Annotated in this window: 21 protein-coding genes; 4 read left to right on the top strand and 17 right to left on the bottom strand. The window is 70.5% G+C overall.

Annotated features, from left to right (window positions below):
- Nucleotides 1-82 precede the first annotated feature (82 nt).
- A complete protein-coding gene (locus VNR19_RS07485) occupies nt 83-754 on the bottom strand; it encodes a hypothetical protein (RefSeq protein WP_325725407.1) in 672 nt (223 codons plus the stop codon).
- A 29-nt stretch (nt 755-783) separates the two neighbouring features.
- Nucleotides 784-1,689, bottom strand: a complete 906-nt coding sequence (locus VNR19_RS07480) for a glycerophosphodiester phosphodiesterase (protein WP_325725405.1) — start codon at nt 1,687-1,689, stop codon at nt 784-786.
- A gap of 141 nt (nt 1,690-1,830) precedes the next feature.
- Here VNR19_RS07480 and VNR19_RS07475 point away from each other — a divergent pair, with 141 nt between their 5' ends.
- Nucleotides 1,831-3,243, top strand: coding sequence for a DHA2 family efflux MFS transporter permease subunit (locus VNR19_RS07475; RefSeq protein WP_325725403.1), 1,413 nt, complete (start codon nt 1,831-1,833; stop codon nt 3,241-3,243).
- On the opposite strand, the gene coaBC is transcribed toward VNR19_RS07475, so the two are convergent.
- On the bottom strand, nt 3,229-4,449 hold the full coding sequence (gene coaBC / locus VNR19_RS07470; RefSeq protein ID WP_325725401.1) for a bifunctional phosphopantothenoylcysteine decarboxylase/phosphopantothenate--cysteine ligase CoaBC: 1,221 nt from the start codon (nt 4,447-4,449) through the stop codon (nt 3,229-3,231). The two genes, VNR19_RS07475 and coaBC, sit on opposite strands and share 15 nt — an antisense overlap.
- A gap of 47 nt (nt 4,450-4,496) precedes the next feature.
- On the opposite strand from coaBC, the gene VNR19_RS07465 reads away from it, so the two are divergent.
- Nucleotides 4,497-5,213: an NRDE family protein gene (locus VNR19_RS07465; RefSeq protein ID WP_325725399.1), complete on the top strand. Its 717-nt coding sequence runs from the start codon at nt 4,497-4,499 to the stop codon at nt 5,211-5,213.
- Nucleotides 5,214-5,376: 163 nt separating this feature from the next.
- Here the strand turns inward: VNR19_RS07465 and VNR19_RS07460 are convergent, their stop codons facing one another.
- From VNR19_RS07460 to VNR19_RS07420, 9 genes are all read right to left on the bottom strand, one after another.
- On the bottom strand, nt 5,377-6,240 hold the full coding sequence (locus VNR19_RS07460; protein ID WP_325725398.1) for an aldehyde dehydrogenase family protein: 864 nt from the start codon (nt 6,238-6,240) through the stop codon (nt 5,377-5,379).
- Nucleotides 6,237-7,676, bottom strand: a complete 1,440-nt coding sequence (locus VNR19_RS07455) for an aldehyde dehydrogenase family protein (RefSeq protein WP_325725396.1) — start codon at nt 7,674-7,676, stop codon at nt 6,237-6,239. Before VNR19_RS07455 ends, VNR19_RS07460 begins: the two co-directional genes overlap by 4 nt.
- A 14-nt stretch (nt 7,677-7,690) precedes the next feature.
- A complete protein-coding gene (deoC, locus tag VNR19_RS07450) occupies nt 7,691-8,698 on the bottom strand; it encodes a deoxyribose-phosphate aldolase (protein WP_325725394.1) in 1,008 nt (335 codons plus the stop codon).
- A 56-nt stretch (nt 8,699-8,754) separates the two neighbouring features.
- Nucleotides 8,755-9,117, bottom strand: a complete 363-nt coding sequence (locus tag VNR19_RS07445) for a hypothetical protein (protein ID WP_325725392.1) — start codon at nt 9,115-9,117, stop codon at nt 8,755-8,757.
- Between the two features lie 234 nt (nt 9,118-9,351).
- Complete coding sequence (locus VNR19_RS07440; RefSeq protein ID WP_325725390.1) at nt 9,352-10,311, bottom strand: bifunctional riboflavin kinase/FAD synthetase; 960 nt, start codon at nt 10,309-10,311, stop codon at nt 9,352-9,354.
- Nucleotides 10,308-10,775: a hypothetical protein gene (locus VNR19_RS07435; protein WP_325725388.1), complete on the bottom strand. Its 468-nt coding sequence runs from the start codon at nt 10,773-10,775 to the stop codon at nt 10,308-10,310. The genes VNR19_RS07440 and VNR19_RS07435 overlap by 4 nt, the downstream gene beginning before the upstream one ends.
- Nucleotides 10,776-10,825: 50 nt before the next feature.
- Nucleotides 10,826-11,194 (bottom strand): hypothetical protein, encoded by a 369-nt coding sequence (locus VNR19_RS07430; protein ID WP_325725386.1) that lies wholly within the window; start codon nt 11,192-11,194, stop codon nt 10,826-10,828.
- A complete protein-coding gene (gene truB, locus VNR19_RS07425; protein ID WP_325725384.1) occupies nt 11,191-12,078 on the bottom strand; it encodes a tRNA pseudouridine(55) synthase TruB in 888 nt (295 codons plus the stop codon). Before truB ends, VNR19_RS07430 begins: the two co-directional genes overlap by 4 nt.
- On the bottom strand, nt 12,078-12,764 hold the full coding sequence (locus VNR19_RS07420; RefSeq protein ID WP_325725382.1) for a nucleoside/nucleotide kinase family protein: 687 nt from the start codon (nt 12,762-12,764) through the stop codon (nt 12,078-12,080). The genes truB and VNR19_RS07420 overlap by 1 nt, the downstream gene beginning before the upstream one ends.
- 81 nt (nt 12,765-12,845) lie before the next feature.
- On the opposite strand from VNR19_RS07420, the gene VNR19_RS07415 reads away from it, so the two are divergent.
- Entirely contained in the window at nt 12,846-13,715 is an 870-nt protein-coding gene (locus VNR19_RS07415; protein ID WP_325725381.1) for an HhH-GPD family protein, read from the top strand.
- On the opposite strand, the gene VNR19_RS07410 is transcribed toward VNR19_RS07415, so the two are convergent.
- A complete protein-coding gene (locus VNR19_RS07410) occupies nt 13,716-15,011 on the bottom strand; it encodes a nucleotide disphospho-sugar-binding domain-containing protein (RefSeq protein ID WP_325725380.1) in 1,296 nt (431 codons plus the stop codon).
- Nucleotides 15,012-15,076: 65 nt separating this feature from the next.
- Here VNR19_RS07410 and VNR19_RS07405 point away from each other — a divergent pair, with 65 nt between their 5' ends.
- Nucleotides 15,077-15,703, top strand: a complete 627-nt coding sequence (locus VNR19_RS07405; protein ID WP_325725378.1) for a TetR/AcrR family transcriptional regulator — start codon at nt 15,077-15,079, stop codon at nt 15,701-15,703.
- Between the two features lie 24 nt (nt 15,704-15,727).
- Here VNR19_RS07405 and rbfA read toward each other — a convergent pair whose 3' ends face one another.
- The 4 genes from rbfA to nusA form a co-directional block, all read right to left on the bottom strand.
- Nucleotides 15,728-16,162 (bottom strand): 30S ribosome-binding factor RbfA, encoded by a 435-nt coding sequence (gene rbfA, locus VNR19_RS07400; protein ID WP_325725376.1) that lies wholly within the window; start codon nt 16,160-16,162, stop codon nt 15,728-15,730.
- A 103-nt stretch (nt 16,163-16,265) separates the two neighbouring features.
- Nucleotides 16,266-19,001 (bottom strand): translation initiation factor IF-2, encoded by a 2,736-nt coding sequence (infB, locus tag VNR19_RS07395; protein ID WP_325725433.1) that lies wholly within the window; start codon nt 18,999-19,001, stop codon nt 16,266-16,268.
- A 77-nt stretch (nt 19,002-19,078) separates the two neighbouring features.
- Nucleotides 19,079-19,351 carry a YlxR family protein gene (locus VNR19_RS07390; protein WP_325033160.1) on the bottom strand — a complete coding sequence of 91 codons (273 nt, stop codon included), beginning with the start codon at nt 19,349-19,351 and terminating at the stop codon, nt 19,079-19,081.
- 44 nt (nt 19,352-19,395) lie between these two features.
- Entirely contained in the window at nt 19,396-20,385 is a 990-nt protein-coding gene (gene nusA, locus VNR19_RS07385) for a transcription termination factor NusA (RefSeq protein ID WP_325725374.1), read from the bottom strand.
- Nucleotides 20,386-20,460: the final 75 nt, after the last annotated feature.

Here is a 20,460-nt window from a genome sequence, read left to right as displayed (position 1 = left end):
CACTCGCTTCTGCGAGCTGCGACGTCGACGGAACGGGATCTCCGCTTACATTCTAGCGGAGGCGGGCCGGATGCCGGGCGACTCAGCTCCAGAGCGTCGAGACGATGTCCTCCGTGTAGCCGTCGGGGGTGAAGTTGATGTAGCGCGTCGAGATCCATACGGAGTCGCGGAGGACATGCACCTCGCCGTGGATGACCTCGTTGTCGTCGAGGTCGATCGTGCGCTGCTCGACGCGGCAGACTGTGCCGCCGAGCTCGTCGCCGCAGCCGAATCCCGCGTTGAGCATCGCCCCCTGGAGCGTCTCGGCCTGCTCCGCGCTGATCACCGTCACATTCGTGGCGAGCCCGAACTCGCTCGGCTGCCCCCACGAGCAGCGGAGCGTCGTGACGCCCGACTCGAGGATCTCGATGCCGTCGACGACCTCGGTCGACAGCATCGTCACGCCCGGATCGTTGAGCGGCGGGTTCTGCCGGTTGAGCGACGCGAGCATGTCGGCCGAGTAGATGTCTTCGCACGCCGTGGGCACGTCGATGCCCGCGTCGGGGGTGTTCGACTCGATCGGGGTCGGCTCGGTCGGCTCCGGCTTCGGGGTGACTGCGGTGACCGTCGGGGAGGGCGTCGGGCCGGGCTCGGGCTGGCACGCGGTCACCAGCGAAGTCCCGACGACGAGAAGAGTCGCGACCGTCGCGACGCGTACGCCGGAGCGAAGGTGGCTGCGCGCGATCGGTCCACGGCGACGGCGTCCTATCGTCACTGATCCTCCCGGGGGTCGTCCCCCCGAGACTACTCGCGCCGCGCCGTCGCCTGCTGCCACCGCTGCAGCGTGCCGGGATCATCGGTCACGATTCCGTCGACCCCGAGAGCCGTCACCGCGTCCCACTGGCGGTCGCTGTTGAGCGTGTACACGACGACGCGCAGCCCGGCGGAGTGCAGCTCGTCGACGACCTCGGGCCGCTCGAGCACGGCGCGCCGGTCGACGACGACCCCTCTGGCGCCGGCCCTGCGCGCGGCATCCGCGACGTCGTCGGGAAGCCGCTTCATGATCACCAGCCGCGGGATCACATCGGATACGGCGCCCACGAGCGCGAGGGTGCGCGCGTCGAAGCTCGCGAGCACGACGTGGTTCTCGAGTCCACGCCTCTCGATGTCGGCCGCGAGTCGCGCCGCGCTGGGCTCGTCCCAGCGCCCTTTGAGCTCGACGATCGCGCGCCGTCCCGCGTCCTCGAGCACGTCGAGGAACTCGCCGAGCGTCGGTACGCGCGTTCCCGCGAAGCGCTTGTCGAACCACGATCCCGCATCGAGCTCGCGCACTTCGGCGAACGTCAGCGCCGACAGCGGCCCCCGGCCGTTCGTCGTGCGGTCGACGGTCGCGTCGTGCATGAGCACCGCGACGCCGTCCGCCGTGAGGGATACGTCGACCTCGACGTAGTCGTAGCCGTCCGCGAGCGCCGCCTCGATCGCGGGCAGGGTGTTCTCGGGCGCCGTCGCTCCCCCGCCGCGGTGACTCGCGATGAAGGCCAGGTCACCGGGCGCCCGCGTGTCGCCGAGCAGCTCCTTGGAGCTGACGCGCGCGGGCGTCGCTCCGAGGAACGCGATCACGAGGCTTGCGACGGCCAGCACGCACACCACGACGAGGGCCTGCATCCGGTCTCGGGCTCGGGTCGCGTCGAGGGCCTGCTCTTCGGGCATCGGGCATGTCCTCCGGGTCTTGCGCCGCGTCCTCGTCGACGCGGTGCGAACACTCTACACAAACTCGTTATCTTTTCGTTACAAATCTCCGATTCACACTTCCCGTCCCGTGTGTCCGCCGCGATCGATATCGTGGGCCGCATGGCCGAGACGATGACGCGGGACCAGCGGCTCGTCCTGTGGATCGCGGTGCTCGCGTCGTTCGTGTCGTTCCTCGACGGCACGGTCGTCAACGTCGCCCTGCCCGCCATCGCGGACGAGCTCGGGGGCGGCCTCACGACGCAGCAGTGGGTCGTCGACGCCTACCTCGTGACTCTCGGGGCGCTGATCCTCGTCGCGGGATCGCTCAGCGACGTGTTCGGGCGCATCCGGGTGATCGTCGTCGGGCTGATCGGCTTCGGCGTGACGTCCGTCGCGATCGCCCTCGCGCCGACCGCCGAGTTCCTCATCGTGACCCGCGCGCTGCAGGGCGTCGCGGGCGCCCTCCTCGTGCCGAGCTCGCTCGCCCTCATCACCGCGAACTTCCGCGGACCCGCGCAGGCACGCGCGATCGGCATCTGGACGGCGGCGACCACGGTCGCCCTCATCGCCGGGCCCGTGCTGGGCGGGCTATCGGTCGACTTCCTGTCGTGGCGCCTCGTCTTCCTCATCAACGTCGTGCCGATCGCTGCGACGCTGTGGCTGCTCGCCGTGCTCAAGCAGCGCGATGTGCGCCGTCCCGGGGCGACGGTCGACTGGATCGGCGCGCTCCTGTGCACGATCGGACTGGGCGGCACGGTGTTCGGCCTCATCGAGGGTCCGCGGCTCGGGTGGGGCTCCCCCCTCATCGTGACGACCCTCGCGGTCGGCGTGCTCGCGTTCGCGGGCTTCATCGTGCGGCAGGCGCTCGCGCGCGACCCGATGATGCCGCTGAGCATCTTCCGCGTGCGCAACTTCTGGACCGGCAACGTCGCGACCGCGTTCATCTACGCCGCGCTCGCCCTGAACGGCCTCGTCGTGGTCGTCTACCTGCAGGAGGGCGCCGGCCTCTCGGCGACTGTCGCGGGGCTCGCGAGCCTGCCGATCACGATCCTCATGATCCTGCTGAGCTCGCGCATCGGGGCCCTCGCCGGCAAGTGGGGTCCGCGACTGTTCATGACGACCGGTCCCCTCGTGATGGCCGTCGGTTCGGCGCTGCTGCTCACGGTCAGCGCCGATTTCGACTATTGGTGGCAGGTGCTGCCGAGCATGATCGTGTTCGGGCTCGGCCTCGCGATCACGGTCGCTCCGCTCACGGCGGCGATCCTCGGCGCGATCGACCCCTCCCGCAGCGGAATCGCGTCGGCGATCAACAACGCGGTCGCGCGCGTCGCGGGCCTCATCGCGATAGCGATGCTCGCGGTGATCGTCGGCGGTGCGCTCGACCTGCGCGGCTTCCACCAGGCCGCGATCGTCACCGCCGTGCTCATGGCGATCGGCGGCATCGTGTCGTTCGCCGGCATCCGGAATCCTCCGAAGGACGCGGCGGATGCCCCGGACGCCCCGCCCGTCGTCGAGAAGTCAGACGACGCCTGAGCGCAGCGAGAGCACCGCGTCCCACAGCGCGTCGGCGACCTCGCGCTTCGAGCCTTTCGGCTCGGCGACGACGTCCCCACGCGCGTCGATGATGTGGAGCGCGTTGTCGTCGCTCTCGAAGCCCTTCGACCACCCGACCTCGTTCACGGCGAGCAAGTCCACGCCCTTTCGGGCGCGCTTGCGGCGACCGCGCTCGATGAGCTCGCCGTCTTCGGCGGTCTCGGCCGCGAACCCGACGATCGTCTGGTCGTCGCGCCGCCGATCGACGAGTCCCGCGAGGATGTCGACGTTCTCGACCAGGTCGAGCCGCAGGCCTCTCGCCCTCCCCTCCTTCGAGAGCTTGCGCGGCGCGACGTCGGCGACGCGGTAATCGGCGACGGCGGCGGCCATCACCACGACCTCGCGGTCCTCTGATTCGGCGAACACGGCACCGGCGAGCTCGGCGGCGGTGCCCACGCGGACGATGCGGATGCCGGAGCGCCCGGATGCCTCTGCCAGCACCTGCCCGTCCACGTGCGCCGCGACGAGAACGACGTCCGCCCCGCGATCGGCGGCCGCCACCGCGAGCGCGACGCCCTGCTTGCCGCTCGAGCGGTTGCCGATGTACCGGACGGGATCGATCGGCTCGCGTGTGCCCCCGGCGGAGACGAGCACGCGAAGGCCCGCGAGGTCGCCGGGCTCGGAGCGCACGACCGCGAGCGCCGCCTCGGCGATGCGCTCGGGTTCCGACATCCGTCCCGGCCCCGAATCACCACCGGTGAGCGGGCCCTCGTCGGGGCCCACGACGTGCACTCCCCGCGCCCGCAGCACCTCGATGTTGTGCTGGGTCGCGGGGTGCCGCCACATCTCGGTGTGCATCGCGGGCGCGACGACGACCGGCGCCGTGGTCGCGAGTAGGGTGGTGCCGAGGAGATCGTCCGCGATTCCGGCGGCCATCTTCGCCAGCGTGTTCGCCGTGGCGGGCGCCACGATGACGAGGTCGGCACGCTGCCCGAGGGCGACGTGCCGCACCTTCGCGACATCCTCGTGCACGGATGTCGTCACGGCGTTCCGACTGATCGACTCCCACGTGGGCAGTCCCACGAAGCGCAGGGCGTCCTCGGTCGGCACGACGTGGACGTCGTGCCCGTCCAGCACGAGCAGCCGCACGAGCTGGACGGTCTTGTAGGCGGCGATCCCGCCCGTGACACCGACGACGACGAACACGAACCGATCCTCCCACGGACCCCACCCAGTCAGGAGACCCCGCCTCGATGTGCACCGTGATCCTCCGCGTCCCGTCCGACCCCGGTGCTCCGGTGCGCGTGCTCGCGATCCGCGACGAGGATCCGGCGCGCGCGTGGCTGCCGCTCGGCGAGTCGTGGCCCGACACGCATCCGGGCGTCGTGGGCGTGCGGGACGCGCGTGCGGGAGGGGCGTGGCTCGCGGCCGATCCCGCGAGGGGACGCCTCGCCGTCCTGCTCAATCGGGCCGACGTCGCCACGCGCCCAGAGGATGAGCTCGTGTCGCGCGGCGGCATCGTGCTCGCGTCGGTCGAAGGCTCGTCACCCGATGGAGAGCCGGCGACCCACGGCTTCAATCTCGTCGAGATCGACGGCGGTCACGCGCGAATCGTCACGTGGGATGCGGCCGCCCTGCGTACGACCGACCTCGAGCCCGGCACGCACATGATCGCGCACGACGACGTCGACGATCCGCGCACCGCGCGCATCGAGCGGTGGCTTCCCGAGTTCCGCGCGGCCGAGCTCCCCGACACGGACGAGTGGTGGGTGCCGTGGCTCGAGATCGTGGAGCGCTCGACCGAGCTCCCCCACGACGACGACCGCACGATCATCCGCGACAACCGTCCGTTCGGCTACCCGACGCTCTCGCTGCTCGTGTGCGCGGCATCCGTCCGGCCGTCGGCCGTCGACCTGCACTACGCGGAGTTCGACGAGCCCGGCCAGTGGAACGCGCTGGCGCTCCGGTAGTCGCGATCCGCGCGACGGCACCTTCCGAGATCAGGACATCTCGCGGAGTCAGGAGGTCTTCGCGCCGAAGCTCCTGTCCCGGCCAGATGTCCTGATTAGGGCGAAGGGGGAAGCGCGTCGGTGAAGGGGACGGGCTCCGGCGCGGGCACGCCCGACGTCGTCGCTAGACGAGCGACTTGGGGTGCCAGACCGTCTTGGTCTCGGTGAACTGCGCGATGCGGGCGAGGCTGGGGGCCGCGGCATCCGGCCCCTGCTCCGGCGAGGTCACACGCGTGAGCGTCTGGGCCGCGTCCATCTGCAAGTCGATCCAGTCCAGCTCGCCCGCGCCCGTGAGGTCGAGGCCGTGCACGTCGGGGTGCGACGCGAGCCACGGCGCGATCTCGGCGGGCGACCCGGTCAGCACGTTGACGACGCCCGCGGGCACGTCGCTCGTCGCGAGCACCTCGCTCAGGCTGATCGCCGACAGCGGGTGGCGCTGCGAAGCGACGACGACCACGGTGTTGCCCGGCACGAGCGCCGGCGCGATCGTCGAGACGAGGCCGAGCAGCGCGGAGTCCTGCGGCGCGACGATCCCCACGACGCCGGTCGGCTCGGGCACCGAGATGTTGAAGTACGGGCCGGCGACGGGGTTGCCGTTGCCGGCGACCTGTGCGAACTTGTCGCACCACCCCGCATACCAGACCCATCGGTCGATCGACTCGTCGACTTCCGCCGTCGCGACCGCGCTGGAGACGCCGGTCTGCTGGACGATCTCGTCGACGAACTGCGCACGACGGCCCTCGAGCATCTCGGCCACGCGGTAGAGCACCTGACCGCGGTTGTACGCCGTCGTGCCCGACCAGCCCTTTACGGCGCCGTCGGCCGCCGAGACCGCGTCACGGGCGTCCTTGCGCGATGCCATGGCCGCGTTCGCGAGGAAGTCGCCCTTCGCCGAGACGACCTCGTACGAGCGGCCCGACTCGCTGCGGGGGAACTTGCCCCCGATGAACAGCTTGTAGGTCTTCGGCACAGTCAGTCGCTTGCTCACGCTGCCCCCTTCAGGTACGCGGCGAGGCCGTGACGCCCGCCCTCGCGGCCGTAGCCGGACTCCTTGTAGCCGCCGAACGGCGACGACGGGTCGAACCGATTGAACGTGTTCGCCCACACGACGCCCGCGCGCAGCTTGTCGGCGACCGCCAGGATGCGCGACCCCTTCTCGGTCCAGATGCCCGCCGAGAGGCCGTACGGCGTGTTGTTCGCCTTCGAGATCGCCTCGTCGGGCGTGCGGAAGGTCAGCACCGACAGCACCGGCCCGAAGATCTCGTCGCGAGCGATGCGGTGGCTCGTCTGCACATTCGTGAAGATCGTCGGCGCGAACCAGAACCCCTTGTCGGGGATCGCGCAGTCGGCGGTCCACCGTTCGGCGCCCTCCTCGTCGCCGATGCGGCTCAGTTCGCGCACGCGGTTGAGCTGCTCGAGCGAGTTGATCGCGCCGATGTCGGTGTTCTTGTCGAGCGGGTCGCCCAGGCGCAGCGTCGACAGGCGCGCCTTGAGCCGCTCGACGACCTCATCGTGGATCGACTCCTGCACGACGAGACGGCTGCCGGCGCAGCACACCTGGCCCTGGTTGAAGAAGATCCCGGTGACGATCCCGTCGACGGCCTGGTCGATGGGCGCGTCCTCGAAGATGATGTTCGCGGCCTTGCCGCCGAGCTCGAGCGTCACCTTCTTGTCGGTGCCGGCGACGGCCTTCGCGATCTCACGGCCGACGGCGGTCGAGCCGGTGAATGCGACCTTGTCCACATCCGGATGCCGCACCACGGCCGCCCCCGTCGCACCCGCGCCCGTGACGATGTTCACGACGCCCGGAGGCAGGTCGGCCTGCTGCAGGATCTCGGCGAACAGGAGCGCCGTGAGCGGAGTCGTCTCGGCGGGCTTCAGCACGACCGTGTTGCCCGCGGCGAGCGCCGGCGCGATCTTCCACGCGAGCATGAGCAGCGGGAAGTTCCACGGGATCACCTGGCCGGCGACGCCGAGCGCCTTCGGGTTGGGGCCGAGGCCCGCGTAGTCGAGCTTGTCGGCCCACCCCGCGTAATAGAAGAACCACGCGGCCACGAGCGGGATGTCGACGTCGCGGCTCTCCTTGATCGGCTTTCCGTTGTCGAGGCTCTCGGCCACGGCGAGCTCGCGCGAGCGCTCCTGGATGAGCCGCGCGATGCGGAAGAGGTACTTGCCGCGATCGCGGCCGCTCATCTTCGACCACGTCTTCTCGAAGGCGCGACGTGCGGCGGCGACGGCCGCGTCGACGTCCTCGTCGCTCGCGGTCGCGACGGTCGCGATGTGGGACTCGTCGGCGGGCGAGATGGTCTCGAACGTGCCGCCCGTGCCGGGGCGGAACTCGCCGTCGATGAACAGCCCGTACTCGGGCTTGAGCGAGAGGATCGCCCGCGACTCGGGAGCGGGCGCGTACTCGAGGAAACTCATGGGGAACTCCGGAATCAGTCGATCGTCACGTAGTCGGAGCCCGTGTAGTGCCCCGTCGCGAGCTTCTTGCGCTGGCGCAGAACATCGTTGAGCAGACTCGACGCTCCGTAGCGGAACAGGTGGGGCTGCAGCCAGTCCTCGCCCGCGATCTCCGCCACGGTCACGAGGTACTTGATGGCGTCCTTGGACGTGCGGATGCCGCCCGCGGGCTTCACGCCGATGCGCTCACCGGTCGCGCGGTACCAGTCCCGAACGACCTCGAGCATGAGCAGCGTCGTCGGCAGCGTCGCCGCCGGCTGGACCTTGCCGGTCGACGTCTTGATGAAGTCGCCGCCCGCGAGGATCGCGAGCCACGAGGCGCGCTTGATGTTGTCGTACGTCTTGAGCTCGCCGGTCTCGAGGATCACCTTGAGCGACGCGTAGGAGCCGTCTTCGCGACGGCACGCCTCTTTGACCCGTGCGATCTGGTCGTAGACCTGCCCGTAGCGTCCCGCCAGGAACGCGCCGCGATCGATGACCATGTCGATCTCGTCGGCGCCGTGCGCGATCGCGTCGGCCGTGTCGGCGAGCTTGACCTCGAGCGACGCGCGGCCGCTCGGGAACGCCGTCGCGACCGCCGCCACGCTGATGCCGCCCTCGTCGGGGTCGCCGTGCGCGTCACCGAGGGCCTCGACGGCGTAGGGCACCATGTCGCCGTACACGCAGACCGCCGCGACGCGCGGGCACGTCGGGTCGCCGGCATCCGGATTCATCGCCTTCGCGACGAGCGACCGCACCTTGCCGGGCGTGTCGGCGCCCTCGAGGGTCGTGAGGTCGATCAGCTCGATGATCTTGTCGAGCGCCCACGCCTTCGACGTGGTCTTGATCGATCGGGTTCCCAGGTCTGCGGCGCGCTGCTCGAGGCCGACCGCGTCGACGCCGGGCAGTCCGTGCAGGTAACGCCGCAGCGTCGTGTCGTCGGGCTCGCCGCCGAGCAGCTCTACCGCCCGTTCGGGAAGCGTCTGGAGTTCGGTCCGGCTCATCGCTCTTCCTCTGTGTCTCGGTGGGGTGGCGCGGGCATCCGCCCACCCGCTTCGGATCACGGCCCGCCGGTCTTCACCGCGGCGGAGTGCCGCACCAGCACGACCACTCCGATCGCCACGACGACGACGAACGCGATCGTGAGCGCCCAGAACGCGAACCAGTTCTCGTCCAACGCGAGCACGATGCCCGCCGCCACGACCGCGATGATGGCCGCAGCCAGCTTCGATCCGAACTTCAACCCTACTCCGGGCGTGAGGCGTCCGGCCGGTGAGTCGCCGCGCGCGAGGATCAGGTCGGCGAACGCGTCGAGGGTCGCCAGCAGCGATGCGGCGTACGCGACGGCGCACCCCAACGCTCCCCAGAGATTCACGCTCGTCGGCGACGCTGCCACGGCGAGCACTGTGTCGAGAAGATCCACGAGCCGATCGTAAGTCACCCGGCCCGTGAGCGCGCCCTACGCGTCGGGCGACAGCAGCGACAGCACCGGCACGACGATCGCGCCGAGTGCGGTGAGGATGGCGATGACGCCGAACGTGCGTCAGAACATGCCGAGTCCGACCCGCACCGCGGTCCGGCGTCGGTCGGCGAGCATGAGGCGACGATGATGCCGACGATGACCCGGCGTGCGACCGAGACGGCGGGGGCGGGGTGCTCAGGCCAACGACTCTCGCACACGCCCCACGTCGTCGGCCATCTTCCGCACGAGCTCGTCCACGCCGTCGAACGCGATCATGCCGCGGATGCGCTCGACGAACTGCACCTCGACACGGTGCCCGTACAGGTCGAGATCGGTCTCGTCGAGCACGTGGGCCTCGACCTGCCGCACCGGCACGTCGTCGAATGTCGGGTTCGTGCCGATGCTGATCGCGGCCGGATACCGGATGCCGCGCCGCAGGCCGTCTGCCGATCCCTCGTCGATCAGCCATCCCGCGTACACGCCGTCGGCGGGCACGTACCCCTCGAGGTCCTGGCTGAGGTTCGCGGTCGGGTAGCCCAGCGCACGCCCCCGCTCGAGGCCGTGCACGACCTCGCCCCACACGGCCGGAGGGCGCCCGAGCAGCTTCGCGGCTGTCGCGACGTCGCCGTCGGCGAGCAGCTCGCGGATCCACGTCGACGACACGCGGCGGCCCTCGTCGATCGCCCGCACATCGTCGACGACGTCGACGGTGAAGCCGAGCTCGCGGCCGAGTTCGCGCAGGAAGGCGGGGTCGCCCGCTCCCCCGCGCCCGAAGCGGAAGTCCGCGCCGACGAGCACGGTGCGCGCGTGGAGGGCGCCGACCAGGATGTCCTCCACGAACTCGCGTGCCGGGAGGTTCGCGAGGTTCTCGTCGAACGTCAGCATGAGCGTGGCGTCGACCCCCGTCTCGGCGAGCAGCTGCAGCTTCTGATTCACGCCGATGAGGTCGGGCGGGCACTTGTCGGGCCGCAGCACAGCGAGGGGGTTGCGGTCGAACGTGACCGCAACGACCTTCGCGCCGCTCGTCGCCGCGTCCACCCGCGCGCGCTCGATGACCGCGCGGTGGCCTGCGTGCACGCCGTCGAACTTGCCGATCGCCACGACCGACGGGCCGAACCCGTCGGGCACGTCGGCGGGGTCGCGGAAGACGATCATGATGCGGCTGCTGCGGTCGCGGACTCGGCGGGCGTCGTGACGGAAGGGCGGTGGGCGATGAGCCACCACAGGCCGAAGAACGGCAGCACGAGCGGCACGTAGAGATAGCCGAAGTAGCCGTCGGGTCCGAGGCCGCCGAAGTACGACCATACGGACGGATGCCCGAAGATCTCGGGCATCACGAAGCTCAGTGCGCCGACGACGAGGACCCCGACGAGCTCGAACCCGATGGCGATCCACGCGACGACGTACCACGTGTGCGAGCGCGAGAAGATGAGCGCCAGCGTCGCGAGGATGTAGACGAGCGCCGAGATGGCCGACAGCGTGTACGCGAGGGGTGCCTCGTCGAACCTCTCGACGATCTGGACGAAGGAGCGACCGGTCGAGGCGAGCGCCATGATCGCGTAGACGATCACGAGAACGCGGCCGATGCCGGTCATGCGGGTGCGAGTGGGCGACGACATGACTCGTCAATCCTAAGACGCCTGGTGCGCGCGGCCTCCCGCGTGGGGCGTCATGCGACCTGGATCGTCCAGATCACCTGCATCCGCCACACCATCACCGCCACAGCGAGCGCCGCGACGCCCATGATCACGGTGCTCCACCGGCTGCGCTCGAGAAGGGCCCACACGACGGCCGCGGGCGGCAGCAGCGCGGCCGAGACGAGGTACACCCAGAACTCGAGGATGCTGCCCGTGGGCGGGTTGCCCACCATGGGCGCGATGATCGCGATCACGATCTGCGCGATGAGGAGCAGCTCGAGCAGCGCGAGTGAGCCGACCGTGAGGTCGCTCGGCCGCCGGCCCGCGAGTCCGAGCACGATGCACAGCACTCCGGCCGCGCTCGCGACGATGACCTGCACGATCGTGAACCACAGGATCAAGGGAGGGCCTCCTCGGGCATGTTCATGGCGCTCTTGATGTCGTCTCCGCGGCGTTCGACGATCCCCACGAGGCGGCCGTCCGGGTCGATCGCCGCGACTCGGCTCGACGCGAGCCGAGCCGCCGCACCGGCGAGTCGCTTGCCGTGACGCAGGTCGCGCGCCTCGTCGGCGGACACGTCGAGGCGGCCGAGCACGGCGGCCGCCGCGTTCGCGGGGTCGATGGGGGTCGCGGTGTGCAGGTCGTCGAGCATCGCGGCATCCGCGACCCGGAAGGGGCCGATGCGCGTGCGCCGCAGCGCCGTCAAGTGACCGCCGACTCCGAGTGCCGCGCCCAGATCGCGCGCGAGGGCACGGATGTACGTACCGCTCGAGCAGTCCACGACGACGTGGAGGTCGACGAAGCCGTCGCCCCGTCGCTCCGCGAGCACGTCGAAGCGACTGACCTGGACGTCGCGGGCGCGCAGCTCCACCTGCTCCCCCGCGCGCGCGAGATCGTAGGCGCGACGGCCGCCGACCTTGATCGCGGACACGGTGCTGGGCACTTGCGAGATGCGTCCCGTGAGCGCCTCGACACCGGACGCGATCGCGGACGGGGTGACGTGCGAGGCATCCGTCGTCGCCGTGATCTCGCCGTCGGCGTCGTCGCTGTCGGTCGCGACCCCGAGCCGGATCGTCGCCTCGTACGTCTTGTCGAGCCCGACGATGAACGTGAGCAGGCGAGTCGCACCCTCGACGCCGAGGATGAGCAGGCCCGTCGCCATCGGGTCGAGCGTGCCGGCGTGGCCGATCTTGCGCGTGCCGAGCGCGCGGCGCGCTCGGGCGACGACGTCGTGGCTCGTGACCCCCCCGGGCTTGTCGACGAGCAGGACGCCCGCGCCGGCCATCAGCGGGCGCCCTCGGTCACGCGACGCGGGTGGTCGTAGTCGCTGTTGTCGACGATGACGGATGCCGCGGCCTTCGGCGCCGCCTCGCGGAGGTAGAGCTCCTGCCCCAGCACATATCGCGCGTTCGAGCGCGCGTTCGGGTCGGGATCCGCGCCGTCCCGCTGCGCCATGCGCTCGTACGCCACCTCGAACGGCACGTCGAGCCACAGCGACCAGTCCCACAGGTCGCGCAGCTCCGGGCGATGCAGGAAGATCCCGTCGACGATGAGCACCGCATCGAGGGGGCCGGTCACCCATTCCGACTCGACCGGCGCGTCGCGCGCGACGTCGAACGCGGCGAGCTGGAACCCCGTCGTGGCGCCTGTCTGCGCTCCGTCGCGGAACGGGTCGATGAGCACGCGGCGGAACGTCGCGTAGTCGTACGAGTCGCGGTAGAACCCCTCGGGACTCGTGCGGCCGCGCGCGTAGCGCTCGGCGCGCGGACGGTGGAATCCGTCGATCGAGGCGCGGAACGCGGCGGCACCGCTGTCGCGGAAGACGTCCGCGAGACCGTCCGCGAACGTCGTCTTGCCCGCTCCGTCGATGCCGTCCACCGCGACGATGACCCGCCCGCCGGGATACCGCCGACGCACCTCGTCGCGAAGCTCGCGCCACAGCGTGGTGACGGGGGTGACGGGCAGCCGCATGCGTCCAGCCTACGAGTTGCGGGTGATCGGCGAGTGCGCGCGTGCCTCGGCCGGCAGCGACAGCCGCCTAGGCTGGAAGGCATGCCCGACGCAGTCATGGCGTGGTACCGCGAGAACGCGCGCGACCTCCCGTGGCGGCGACCCGGGTTCGCCGAGAAGTACGGCGGCTGGGGCGTGCTCGTGAGCGAGTTCATGCTGCAGCAGACGCCGGTGACGCGCGTCATCCCGCACCTCGAAGCCTGGCTCGCGCGCTGGCCGACACCGAGCTCGCTCGCGGCGGATGCCCCGGCCGAGGCCGTCCGCCAGTGGGCGAACCTCGGGTACCCGCGACGCGCACTATGGCTCCACCGCGCCGCGGTCGAGATCCGCGACCGCCACGACGGCGTCGTGCCCCGCGACGTCGACGCCCTCCTCGCGCTCAGCGGCATCGGCGACTACACCGCGCGCGCGATCGCAGTGTTCGCGTACGGACAGAGGCATCCGGTCGTCGACACGAACACGCGTCGCGTGATCGCGCGCGCCGTCGAGGGTCGGAGTCAGCCCGGCGCGCCGTCGCGTCGGGACCTGGGGTCGATGGAGAGGCTGCTGCCCGCGGGCGACGCCGAGTCCGCGTTGTTCAACGCCGCGATGATGGAACTCGGTGCGACGGTCTGCACCGCCCGATCTCCGCAGTGCAATGCATGCCCGCTCGCGTATATGTGCGCGTGGCGACGCGCCGGCCGACCCGACACGGGCGACGCGCGGCGCAAGCAGGCGCGCTATGAAGGCAGCGACCGGCAGGCGCGCGGCGCGGTGCTGAAGGCGCTGCGGAACGCGTCGACCCACGCCGTGCCGATGGACGCGGTCATCCCCGAGTGGCCGGATCCGCTGCAGCGCGACCGCGCGATCGACTCGCTCATCGCGGACGGGCTGGCCGAGGCATCCGACGGTCTTCTCCGGCTGCCCGCCTGATCACGCCGCGCGGCTCGTTGCCATCACGCGCTCGACCACCTCGAGGAGGCCGGCCTCGCCGGGCGCGTCACGGATGTCGGCGGCGATCCGTCGCGCAGCGGAGCGGTACGACGGATCCGAGAGCACCTCGAGGACGGCGGCGCGGATGCGGTCGCTCGACGGCGTTCCCGTGCGGAGGTCGACCCCCGTGCCCGACCACGCGACCCGAGCGCAGGTCTCGACGTTCTCCTCGGTGTCGCCCGCCGCGACGATCGGCACCCCGTGCGCGAGAGCCGCGTGAAGGGATCCGTACCCCCCGTTGGTCACGAAGACGTCGACGTGCGGCATGAGCCGGTCGTAGTCCAGCATCCGCGCCACGCGAGCGTTCGACGGCACCTCCCCGACGTCGGACTCCGGTCGCCCTCCGGTTGCGACGACGACGAGCACACGCGGGTCATCGGCGAACGCCCGCAGCGTCGGGTGCACGAGCTCGCCGAAGTCGCGGTTCGCCAGCGTGCCCTGGCTCACGTGGATGACGGTCTCCGCGGCCTCGACGTCGCGCCACCAGGCGGGCGGCGCGGTGCCGACGCCGGGCGATCGGAGCGGTCCGACGAAGGTGAGGGATCGGGGCGCGTCGCTTCGCGGGTACTCGAACCCCGGGACCGAGAACTGCACGTAGGCATCGGCCGCCCTCGGCCAATCGGTCAGGAACACGGGGAGGCTCGCCCCGGTGTGTCGACGCGCCGCGGCATCCGCCTCGCGCTGGAGGCCGCGGAAGATCCCGTGCGCGACGATCCGGTTCAAGACCCTGTTGCGGGTCCGCCCCAGGAGATCGCTCCGAGGGGGCAGCCCGGTCATCGGGGGTGCCGTGTCGCGGCTGAGCAGCACGACGGGTATGGCTCCGTATGCGATCACTGCGGGGCGCTCGGAGCGGGGCCTCGCGCACACTGCCCCGAGGACGAACACCCCGATGTCGCCCGTGATGACGGCGGCGCCTCGTCCGATCTCCCGCTTGATCGCGTCGAACCAGCCGGGAAGGGTCGCGATGAAGTTCCGTCTCGTGTTGTCGATGGCGAAACGGATGCCGGTGAGACGCGTCCCGTCGCGTTCGCGGCCGGCGTCGAGCATCTCCGCCGTGATGTCCGCGGTCTTCGGAAGCTGCACATGCTCTCCGCCCGCCGACTCCACGGCATCGCCGTAGGCCGCCCCGGTCAGGAACCGCACGTGGTGCCCCGCTCGGGTGAGCGAACGGCAGACGGCGAGCATCGGCGCGACATGCCCGTCGAGGGGAATCGCACAGGCAAGGACGGATGACATGTGAGCGCCTCCTCCCATCGAGGGAGTCGAGCGCTCTTATTCACCCGTCTCCGACTAGGATCAATATGCCTCGCACCTACGACAACAGCAGACGCGCTGCCCGGGCGGCCGAGACACGGCGACGCATCGTGGACGCCGCGATCGGGGTCTTCCGCGAGCGGGGATACGCGGGCGCACGCTTGACTGAGATCGCCGAACGCGCCGGTGTGTCGGTCGACACGGTGAACGTCAACGGCCCGAAGTCCGCACTGCTGCAGGCTGCGGTCGAGGTCGCCTCCTTCGGGCAGGAGGGCGAGCACCTCGTGTTCGAGTTCGATCTGGGGGCGGACATCCTCCGTCAGCTCGACGCAGACGGTCTTGCGCGACTGCTCGCAGAGTTCCTCGTCGACCTCAACGAGCGCGTGGGAGCACTGTGGACCGTGCTGACGGCCGAGGCGATCGTCGACGAAGAACTCGCCGCTCGCCATGACGCGATGCTCGCCAGCATCATCCGCTCGACCCACGCGCTCGTCAGGCTGTGCGAAGAGCGCGGCTGGACGAGCGGCGACCTGACGCACGACCAGCGTGTCGCGACCCTGCTCACAATCGGTTCCATCGACGCGTACCGGCGCGTGCGCCACGGGCTCCGGTTCGACGCCGACTCCTACCGCGAGTGGCTGCGCATCGGGATCGTCACCGCCCTGCGCACGTGAGCGGGCGGCGGGACACGCGCCAGATCACTCCTCGTCGGCGGCCTCGCGCGGCTTGACGTACGGGTCGGCGTCGCCGGCGTACGACGCGGATGCCGCCATCCCCGCGACCGCCGCGTCGCGCTCGCGCGCCTCGCGCAGCAGGTCCTCGATGTGCCCCGCGTTCTCGGGCAGCGCGTCGGGGATGAACTCGAGCGTCGGGGTGAGGCGCACGCCGAGCTGGCGCCCGACCTCGCTGCGGAGCATGCCGGTCGCGGCTTTGAGCGCCTCGCCCGAGGCGATGCGCTCCTGCTCGTCACCGAGCACCGTGTAGAAGACCGACGCGTGCTGCAGGTCGCCCGTCACGCGCACGTCGGTGATCGTGACGAAGCCGAGGCGCGGGTCGCGCAGACCCTTCTCGAGCCGCTGCGCGATCAGAACGCGGATGCGATCGGCCAGTCGTGCCTGCCGTTCCGAAGCCATTTCCTCACCTCTGCTTGTCTGATTGCCTACCGCGGTCGAACCGCGGAGGCTCCGGATGCCTCCCTGATCGTCTCAAGGAGGCATCCGGAGCCGCAGCCCACGGTCACGTCCGGGGCTTCTCGACCAGCTCCGTCGTCTCGATCTCGTCGCCGACCTGGATGTCGTTGTACCGGCCGAGGCCGATACCGCACTCGAAGCCCTCGCGGACCTCGGTGACGTCGTCCTTGAAGCGACGCAGCGACTCGATCGCCAGGCCGTCGGCGATGACCACGCCGTCACGGATGACACGAGCCTTCGCGTTGCGCGTGATCGTGCCCGAACGGACGAGGACACCGGCGATGTTGCCGAACTTCGAGGAGCGGAACACCTCGCGGATCTCGGCGACACCCGACTGGACCTCTTCGAACTCCGGCTTGAGCATGCCCTTGAGGGACTGCTCGACGTCGTCGATCGCGTTGTAGATGACCGAGTAGAACCGGATGTCGACGCCCTCGCGCGCGGCGCGCTCGCGGGCCTTCGCGTCGGGACGGACGTTGAAGCCGATCACGATCGCGTTGTCGATCGTGGCCAGGTTCACGTCGGACTCGGTGATCGCACCGACGCCGCGGTGGATGATCCGCAGCTGCACCGACTCGTCGACCTCGATCTTGAGGAGCGATTCCTCGAGCGCCTCGACGGCACCCGACACGTCGCCCTTGATGATGAGGTTGAGCGACTCGACCTTGCCCTCTTCGAGAGCACGCGTGAAGTCCTCGAGCGAGATGCGCTTGCGGGCCTTGGCCAGCTGGGCGTTGCGCTCGGCGGCCTCGCGCTTCTCGGCGATCTGGCGGGCGGTGCGGTCCTCGTCGGTGACGATGAACGTGTCGCCCGCGCGCGGCACCGAGTTCAGACCCTGCACCTGCACCGGACGCGACGGCGCGGCCTCTTCGACCGGCTCGCCGTTCTCGTCGATCATCGCGCGGACGCGGCCGTACGCGGTGCCGGCGACGATCGCGTCGCCGACGCGCAGCGTGCCGGACTGGATGAGGACGGTCGCCACCGAGCCGCGGCCCTTGTCGAGCTTCGCCTCGATCGCGACGCCGCGTGCGGGCTTGTTCGGGTTCGCGCGCAGGTCGAGACCCGCGTCGGCGGTGAGCAGCACCGCGTCCAGGAGGTCCTGGATGCCGATGTTCTCGCGAGCCGAGACGTCGACGAACATGACGTCGCCGCCGTACTCCTCGGCGACCAGGCCGTACTCGGTGAGCTGCTGGCGCACCTTGGCCGGGTTCGCCTCGGGCTTGTCGATCTTGTTGACCGCGACCACGATCGGGACACCCGCCGCCTGGGCGTGGTTCAGCGCCTCGACCGTCTGCGGCATGATGCCGTCGTCGGCCGCGACCACGAGGATCGCGATGTCGGTCACCTGGGCACCACGGGCACGCATGGCGGTGAACGCCTCGTGACCCGGGGTGTCGATGAAGGTGATCGCGCGCTCGATGCCGTCGTGCTCGGTCCAGACCTGGTACGCACCGATGTGCTGCGTGATGCCGCCGGCCTCGCCCGCTACCACGTTCGTCTGACGGATCGCGTCCAGGAGGCGCGTCTTACCGTGGTCGACGTGGCCCATGACGGTGACCACGGGCGGACGGATCTCGAGATCCGCCTCGTCCTCGTTCTCGAGTTCCTCATCGAGGTCGAGGCCGAAGCCCTCGAGGAGCTCTTTGTCCTCGTCCTCGGGCGAGACCATCTGGATCTTGTAACCCAGCTCCTCGCCGAGGATCTCGAACGTGGCCTCGTCGAGCGATTCGGTCGCGGTCGCCATCTCACCCAGGTTGAACAGGATGGTGACGAGCGTGCTGGGCTGGACGGTGTAGCCCTTCAGCGACTCGAGCTTGTCGGCGAAGTCCGAGATGGACGCGCCGCGACGCAGGCGGATGACCTCGCCGTTGCCCTTCTGGACGTTGACGCCGCCGACGACCGGCGCCGACCGCATCTCGAACTCTTGACGCTTCGCCCTACGCGACTTGCGCTGCTTGGATTTGCCGCCGCCCTTGCCGAAGGCGCCTGCTGTGCCGCCGCCGGGTCCGCGACCGCGACCGCCGCCGCCGGGACGACCGGCGAAGCCGCCCGGTGCACCGGGTCGCTGGAAGCCGCCGCCACCGCCGGGACGACCCGCACCACCCGGACGCTGCTGGAACGGCGCGCCGGAACGGCCGCCGCCGCCACCGGGACGACCCCCGCCGCCCGGACGCGGAGCGCCGGGACGCGGAGCACCCGGGCGCGGAGCCTGGGGACGCGGGATGTTCGCCGGGGTCGGGCGCTGGCCCATGCCCTGCTGCGACGAGAAGGGGTTGTTGCCCGGGCGCGGGCCCGCGGGACGCTGGCCCATGCCCTGCTGCGATGAGAAGGGGTTGTTGCCGGGGCGCGGAGCGCCACCGGGACGCGGCGGCTGCGGGGTGGGCGCGGACGGCTTGGGAGTCGCCGGCTTCGGCGCAGCGGATGCCGCGGGCTTGGCCGCCTCGGGCTGCGCCGGCGCCGCGGGGGCGGCGTCGGGAGCGGCGGGAGCGGACTTGGGCGCGCTCGCACCGCCCTTGCCGCCGGCCGATCGGTCGGCGGGAGCCGCGGGGGCGGCGGGCCGCACCGGGCCGGGACGCCCGACCGGGCGCACCGAAGGGGCCGCCGGAGCCTCGGGCTCGGCGGGCTTCTTGGCCGCTCCGTCAGCCTCGAGGGCCGCGCGAAGCTTGCGAGCCACGGGGGGCTCGATGGTGGACGAGGGGCTCTTGACGAATTCGCCGAGCTCCTTCAGCTTCGCGAGGGCGACCTTGCTGTCGACGCCGAGCTCGGAAGCGATCTCGTGCACGCGTGGTTTTGCGTTTGCCACAGTTCTCCTGTCTGGGGCCTGCCCAGACAGGGCAGACCGTCAATTGCGGACGGGTCTCATTTCGAGCCGTTCACTTTGTGTCCATAGCCGTTCAGCCGTTTCTCGATGGTCTGCGTGTCAAGCGGGCCTGACACACGCAATGCTCGTACGAAGGCGCGACGCCGGATGGCTTTCTCCACGCACTCACGCGTCTCATGCACCCACGCACCCCGCCCGGGCATCGACGCGCGCTCATCGGGAAGAAGGACGGAGTCGACCGCCACCACCCTCAGGAGAGTGGATCGGGGGGCACGTGCGCGGCAGCCGACACACGTTCGTACAGGTTCCATTCTACACCCCAGCGCCGCGCACCCGCGGTCGCGGCCGGTCGCTGTCAGGCCTCTTCGAGGATCGAGTCGGGCTGGATGTCGATCTTCGCCCCCGTCAGCTTGGCCGCCAGACGCGCGTTCTGGCCTTCCTTGCCGATCGCGAGCGACAACTGGTAATCCGGCACGAGCGCGCGCACGGCCTTCGACGAGGCGTCGAGCACGAACGCCGACGTGACCTTCGCCGGCGACAGCGCGTTCGCGACGAACTTCGCCAGCTCCGGGTCGTAGTCGACGATGTCGATCTTCTCGCCGCCGAGCTCCTCCGTGACCGCGCGGACGCGACGGCCGAGCTCGCCGATGCACGCGCCCTTCGCGTTGATCGTCGGATCGTTGGCCTTCACGGCGATCTTCGAGCGGTGACCGGCTTCGCGCGCGAGCGAGACGATCTCGACGAGACCGTTCGCGATCTCGGGCACCTCCAGCGCGAAGAGCTTGCGCACGAGCCCGGGGTGCGTGCGGGAGACGGTGATCGACGGGCCCTTGGGCCCCTTCGCGACGCTCGTGACGTAGACGCGCAGGCGCGAGCCGTGCGTGTACTCCTCGCCGGGCACCTGCTCCTCCGGCGGCAGGATCGCCTCGACGGAGCCGAGGTCGACGTGCACCATGCGCGGGTTCGGGCCCTGCTGCACGATGCCGGCGACGATGTCGCCCTCCTTGCCGCGGAACTCGCCCAGCACGGCGTCGTCGGCGATGTCGCGCAGACGCTGGCTGATGACCTGCTTCGCGGCGAACGCGGCGATGCGGCCGAAGTCGTCGGGGGTGGTCTCCTCCTCGCCGATCACAGCGCCCTCTTCGTCGAGGACGGGGAGGTAGATCGCGACGTGGCCGGTCTTGCGATCGAGCTCGGCGCGCGCGCCGGCGGGGAGTTCGCCCGTGGTCGAGGTGTGCTTGGCATAGGCGGTCAGGATCGCCTGCTCGATGATCCGGACGAGTTCATCGAAGGGGATCTCCTTCTCGCGCTCGATCGTCCTCAGCAGCGCCAGATCGATGTCCACGGTTGACCTCCCATATTCAGCTCTCACCGGGCCATCACGCGCTCCGGCATCCAGACCACGTTACCGGATGCCGCG

Source organism: Microbacterium sp. (genome assembly GCF_035556355.1).
Taxonomy (GTDB): Bacteria; Actinomycetota; Actinomycetes; order Actinomycetales; family Microbacteriaceae; genus Microbacterium.
The sequence above is the reverse complement of the archived record's forward strand: the minus strand, read 5'-3'. Positions and strand labels throughout refer to the sequence as shown.

What these genes read in the sequence shown, in the direction of transcription:
- VNR19_RS07480 (WP_325725405.1), bottom strand. Translation starts at nt 1,689, where the DNA reads ATGCCCGAAGAGCAGGCCCTCGACGCGACCCGAGCCCGAGACCGGATG.
- VNR19_RS07475 (WP_325725403.1), top strand. Translation starts at nt 1,831, where the DNA reads ATGGCCGAGACGATGACGCGGGACCAGCGGCTCGTCCTGTGGATCGCG.
- VNR19_RS07465 (WP_325725399.1), top strand. Translation starts at nt 4,497, where the DNA reads ATGTGCACCGTGATCCTCCGCGTCCCGTCCGACCCCGGTGCTCCGGTG.
- VNR19_RS07455 (WP_325725396.1), bottom strand. Translation starts at nt 7,676, where the DNA reads ATGAGTTTCCTCGAGTACGCGCCCGCTCCCGAGTCGCGGGCGATCCTC.
- deoC (WP_325725394.1), bottom strand. Translation starts at nt 8,698, where the DNA reads ATGAGCCGGACCGAACTCCAGACGCTTCCCGAACGGGCGGTAGAGCTG.
- VNR19_RS07440 (WP_325725390.1), bottom strand. Translation starts at nt 10,311, where the DNA reads ATGATCGTCTTCCGCGACCCCGCCGACGTGCCCGACGGGTTCGGCCCG.
- VNR19_RS07435 (WP_325725388.1), bottom strand. Translation starts at nt 10,775, where the DNA reads ATGTCGTCGCCCACTCGCACCCGCATGACCGGCATCGGCCGCGTTCTC.
- truB (WP_325725384.1), bottom strand. Translation starts at nt 12,078, where the DNA reads ATGGCCGGCGCGGGCGTCCTGCTCGTCGACAAGCCCGGGGGGGTCACG.
- VNR19_RS07420 (WP_325725382.1), bottom strand. Translation starts at nt 12,764, where the DNA reads ATGCGGCTGCCCGTCACCCCCGTCACCACGCTGTGGCGCGAGCTTCGC.
- VNR19_RS07415 (WP_325725381.1), top strand. Translation starts at nt 12,846, where the DNA reads ATGCCCGACGCAGTCATGGCGTGGTACCGCGAGAACGCGCGCGACCTC.
- VNR19_RS07410 (WP_325725380.1), bottom strand. Translation starts at nt 15,011, where the DNA reads ATGTCATCCGTCCTTGCCTGTGCGATTCCCCTCGACGGGCATGTCGCG.
- VNR19_RS07405 (WP_325725378.1), top strand. Translation starts at nt 15,077, where the DNA reads ATGCCTCGCACCTACGACAACAGCAGACGCGCTGCCCGGGCGGCCGAG.
- rbfA (WP_325725376.1), bottom strand. Translation starts at nt 16,162, where the DNA reads ATGGCTTCGGAACGGCAGGCACGACTGGCCGATCGCATCCGCGTTCTG.
- VNR19_RS07390 (WP_325033160.1), bottom strand. Translation starts at nt 19,351, where the DNA reads ATGGAACCTGTACGAACGTGTGTCGGCTGCCGCGCACGTGCCCCCCGA.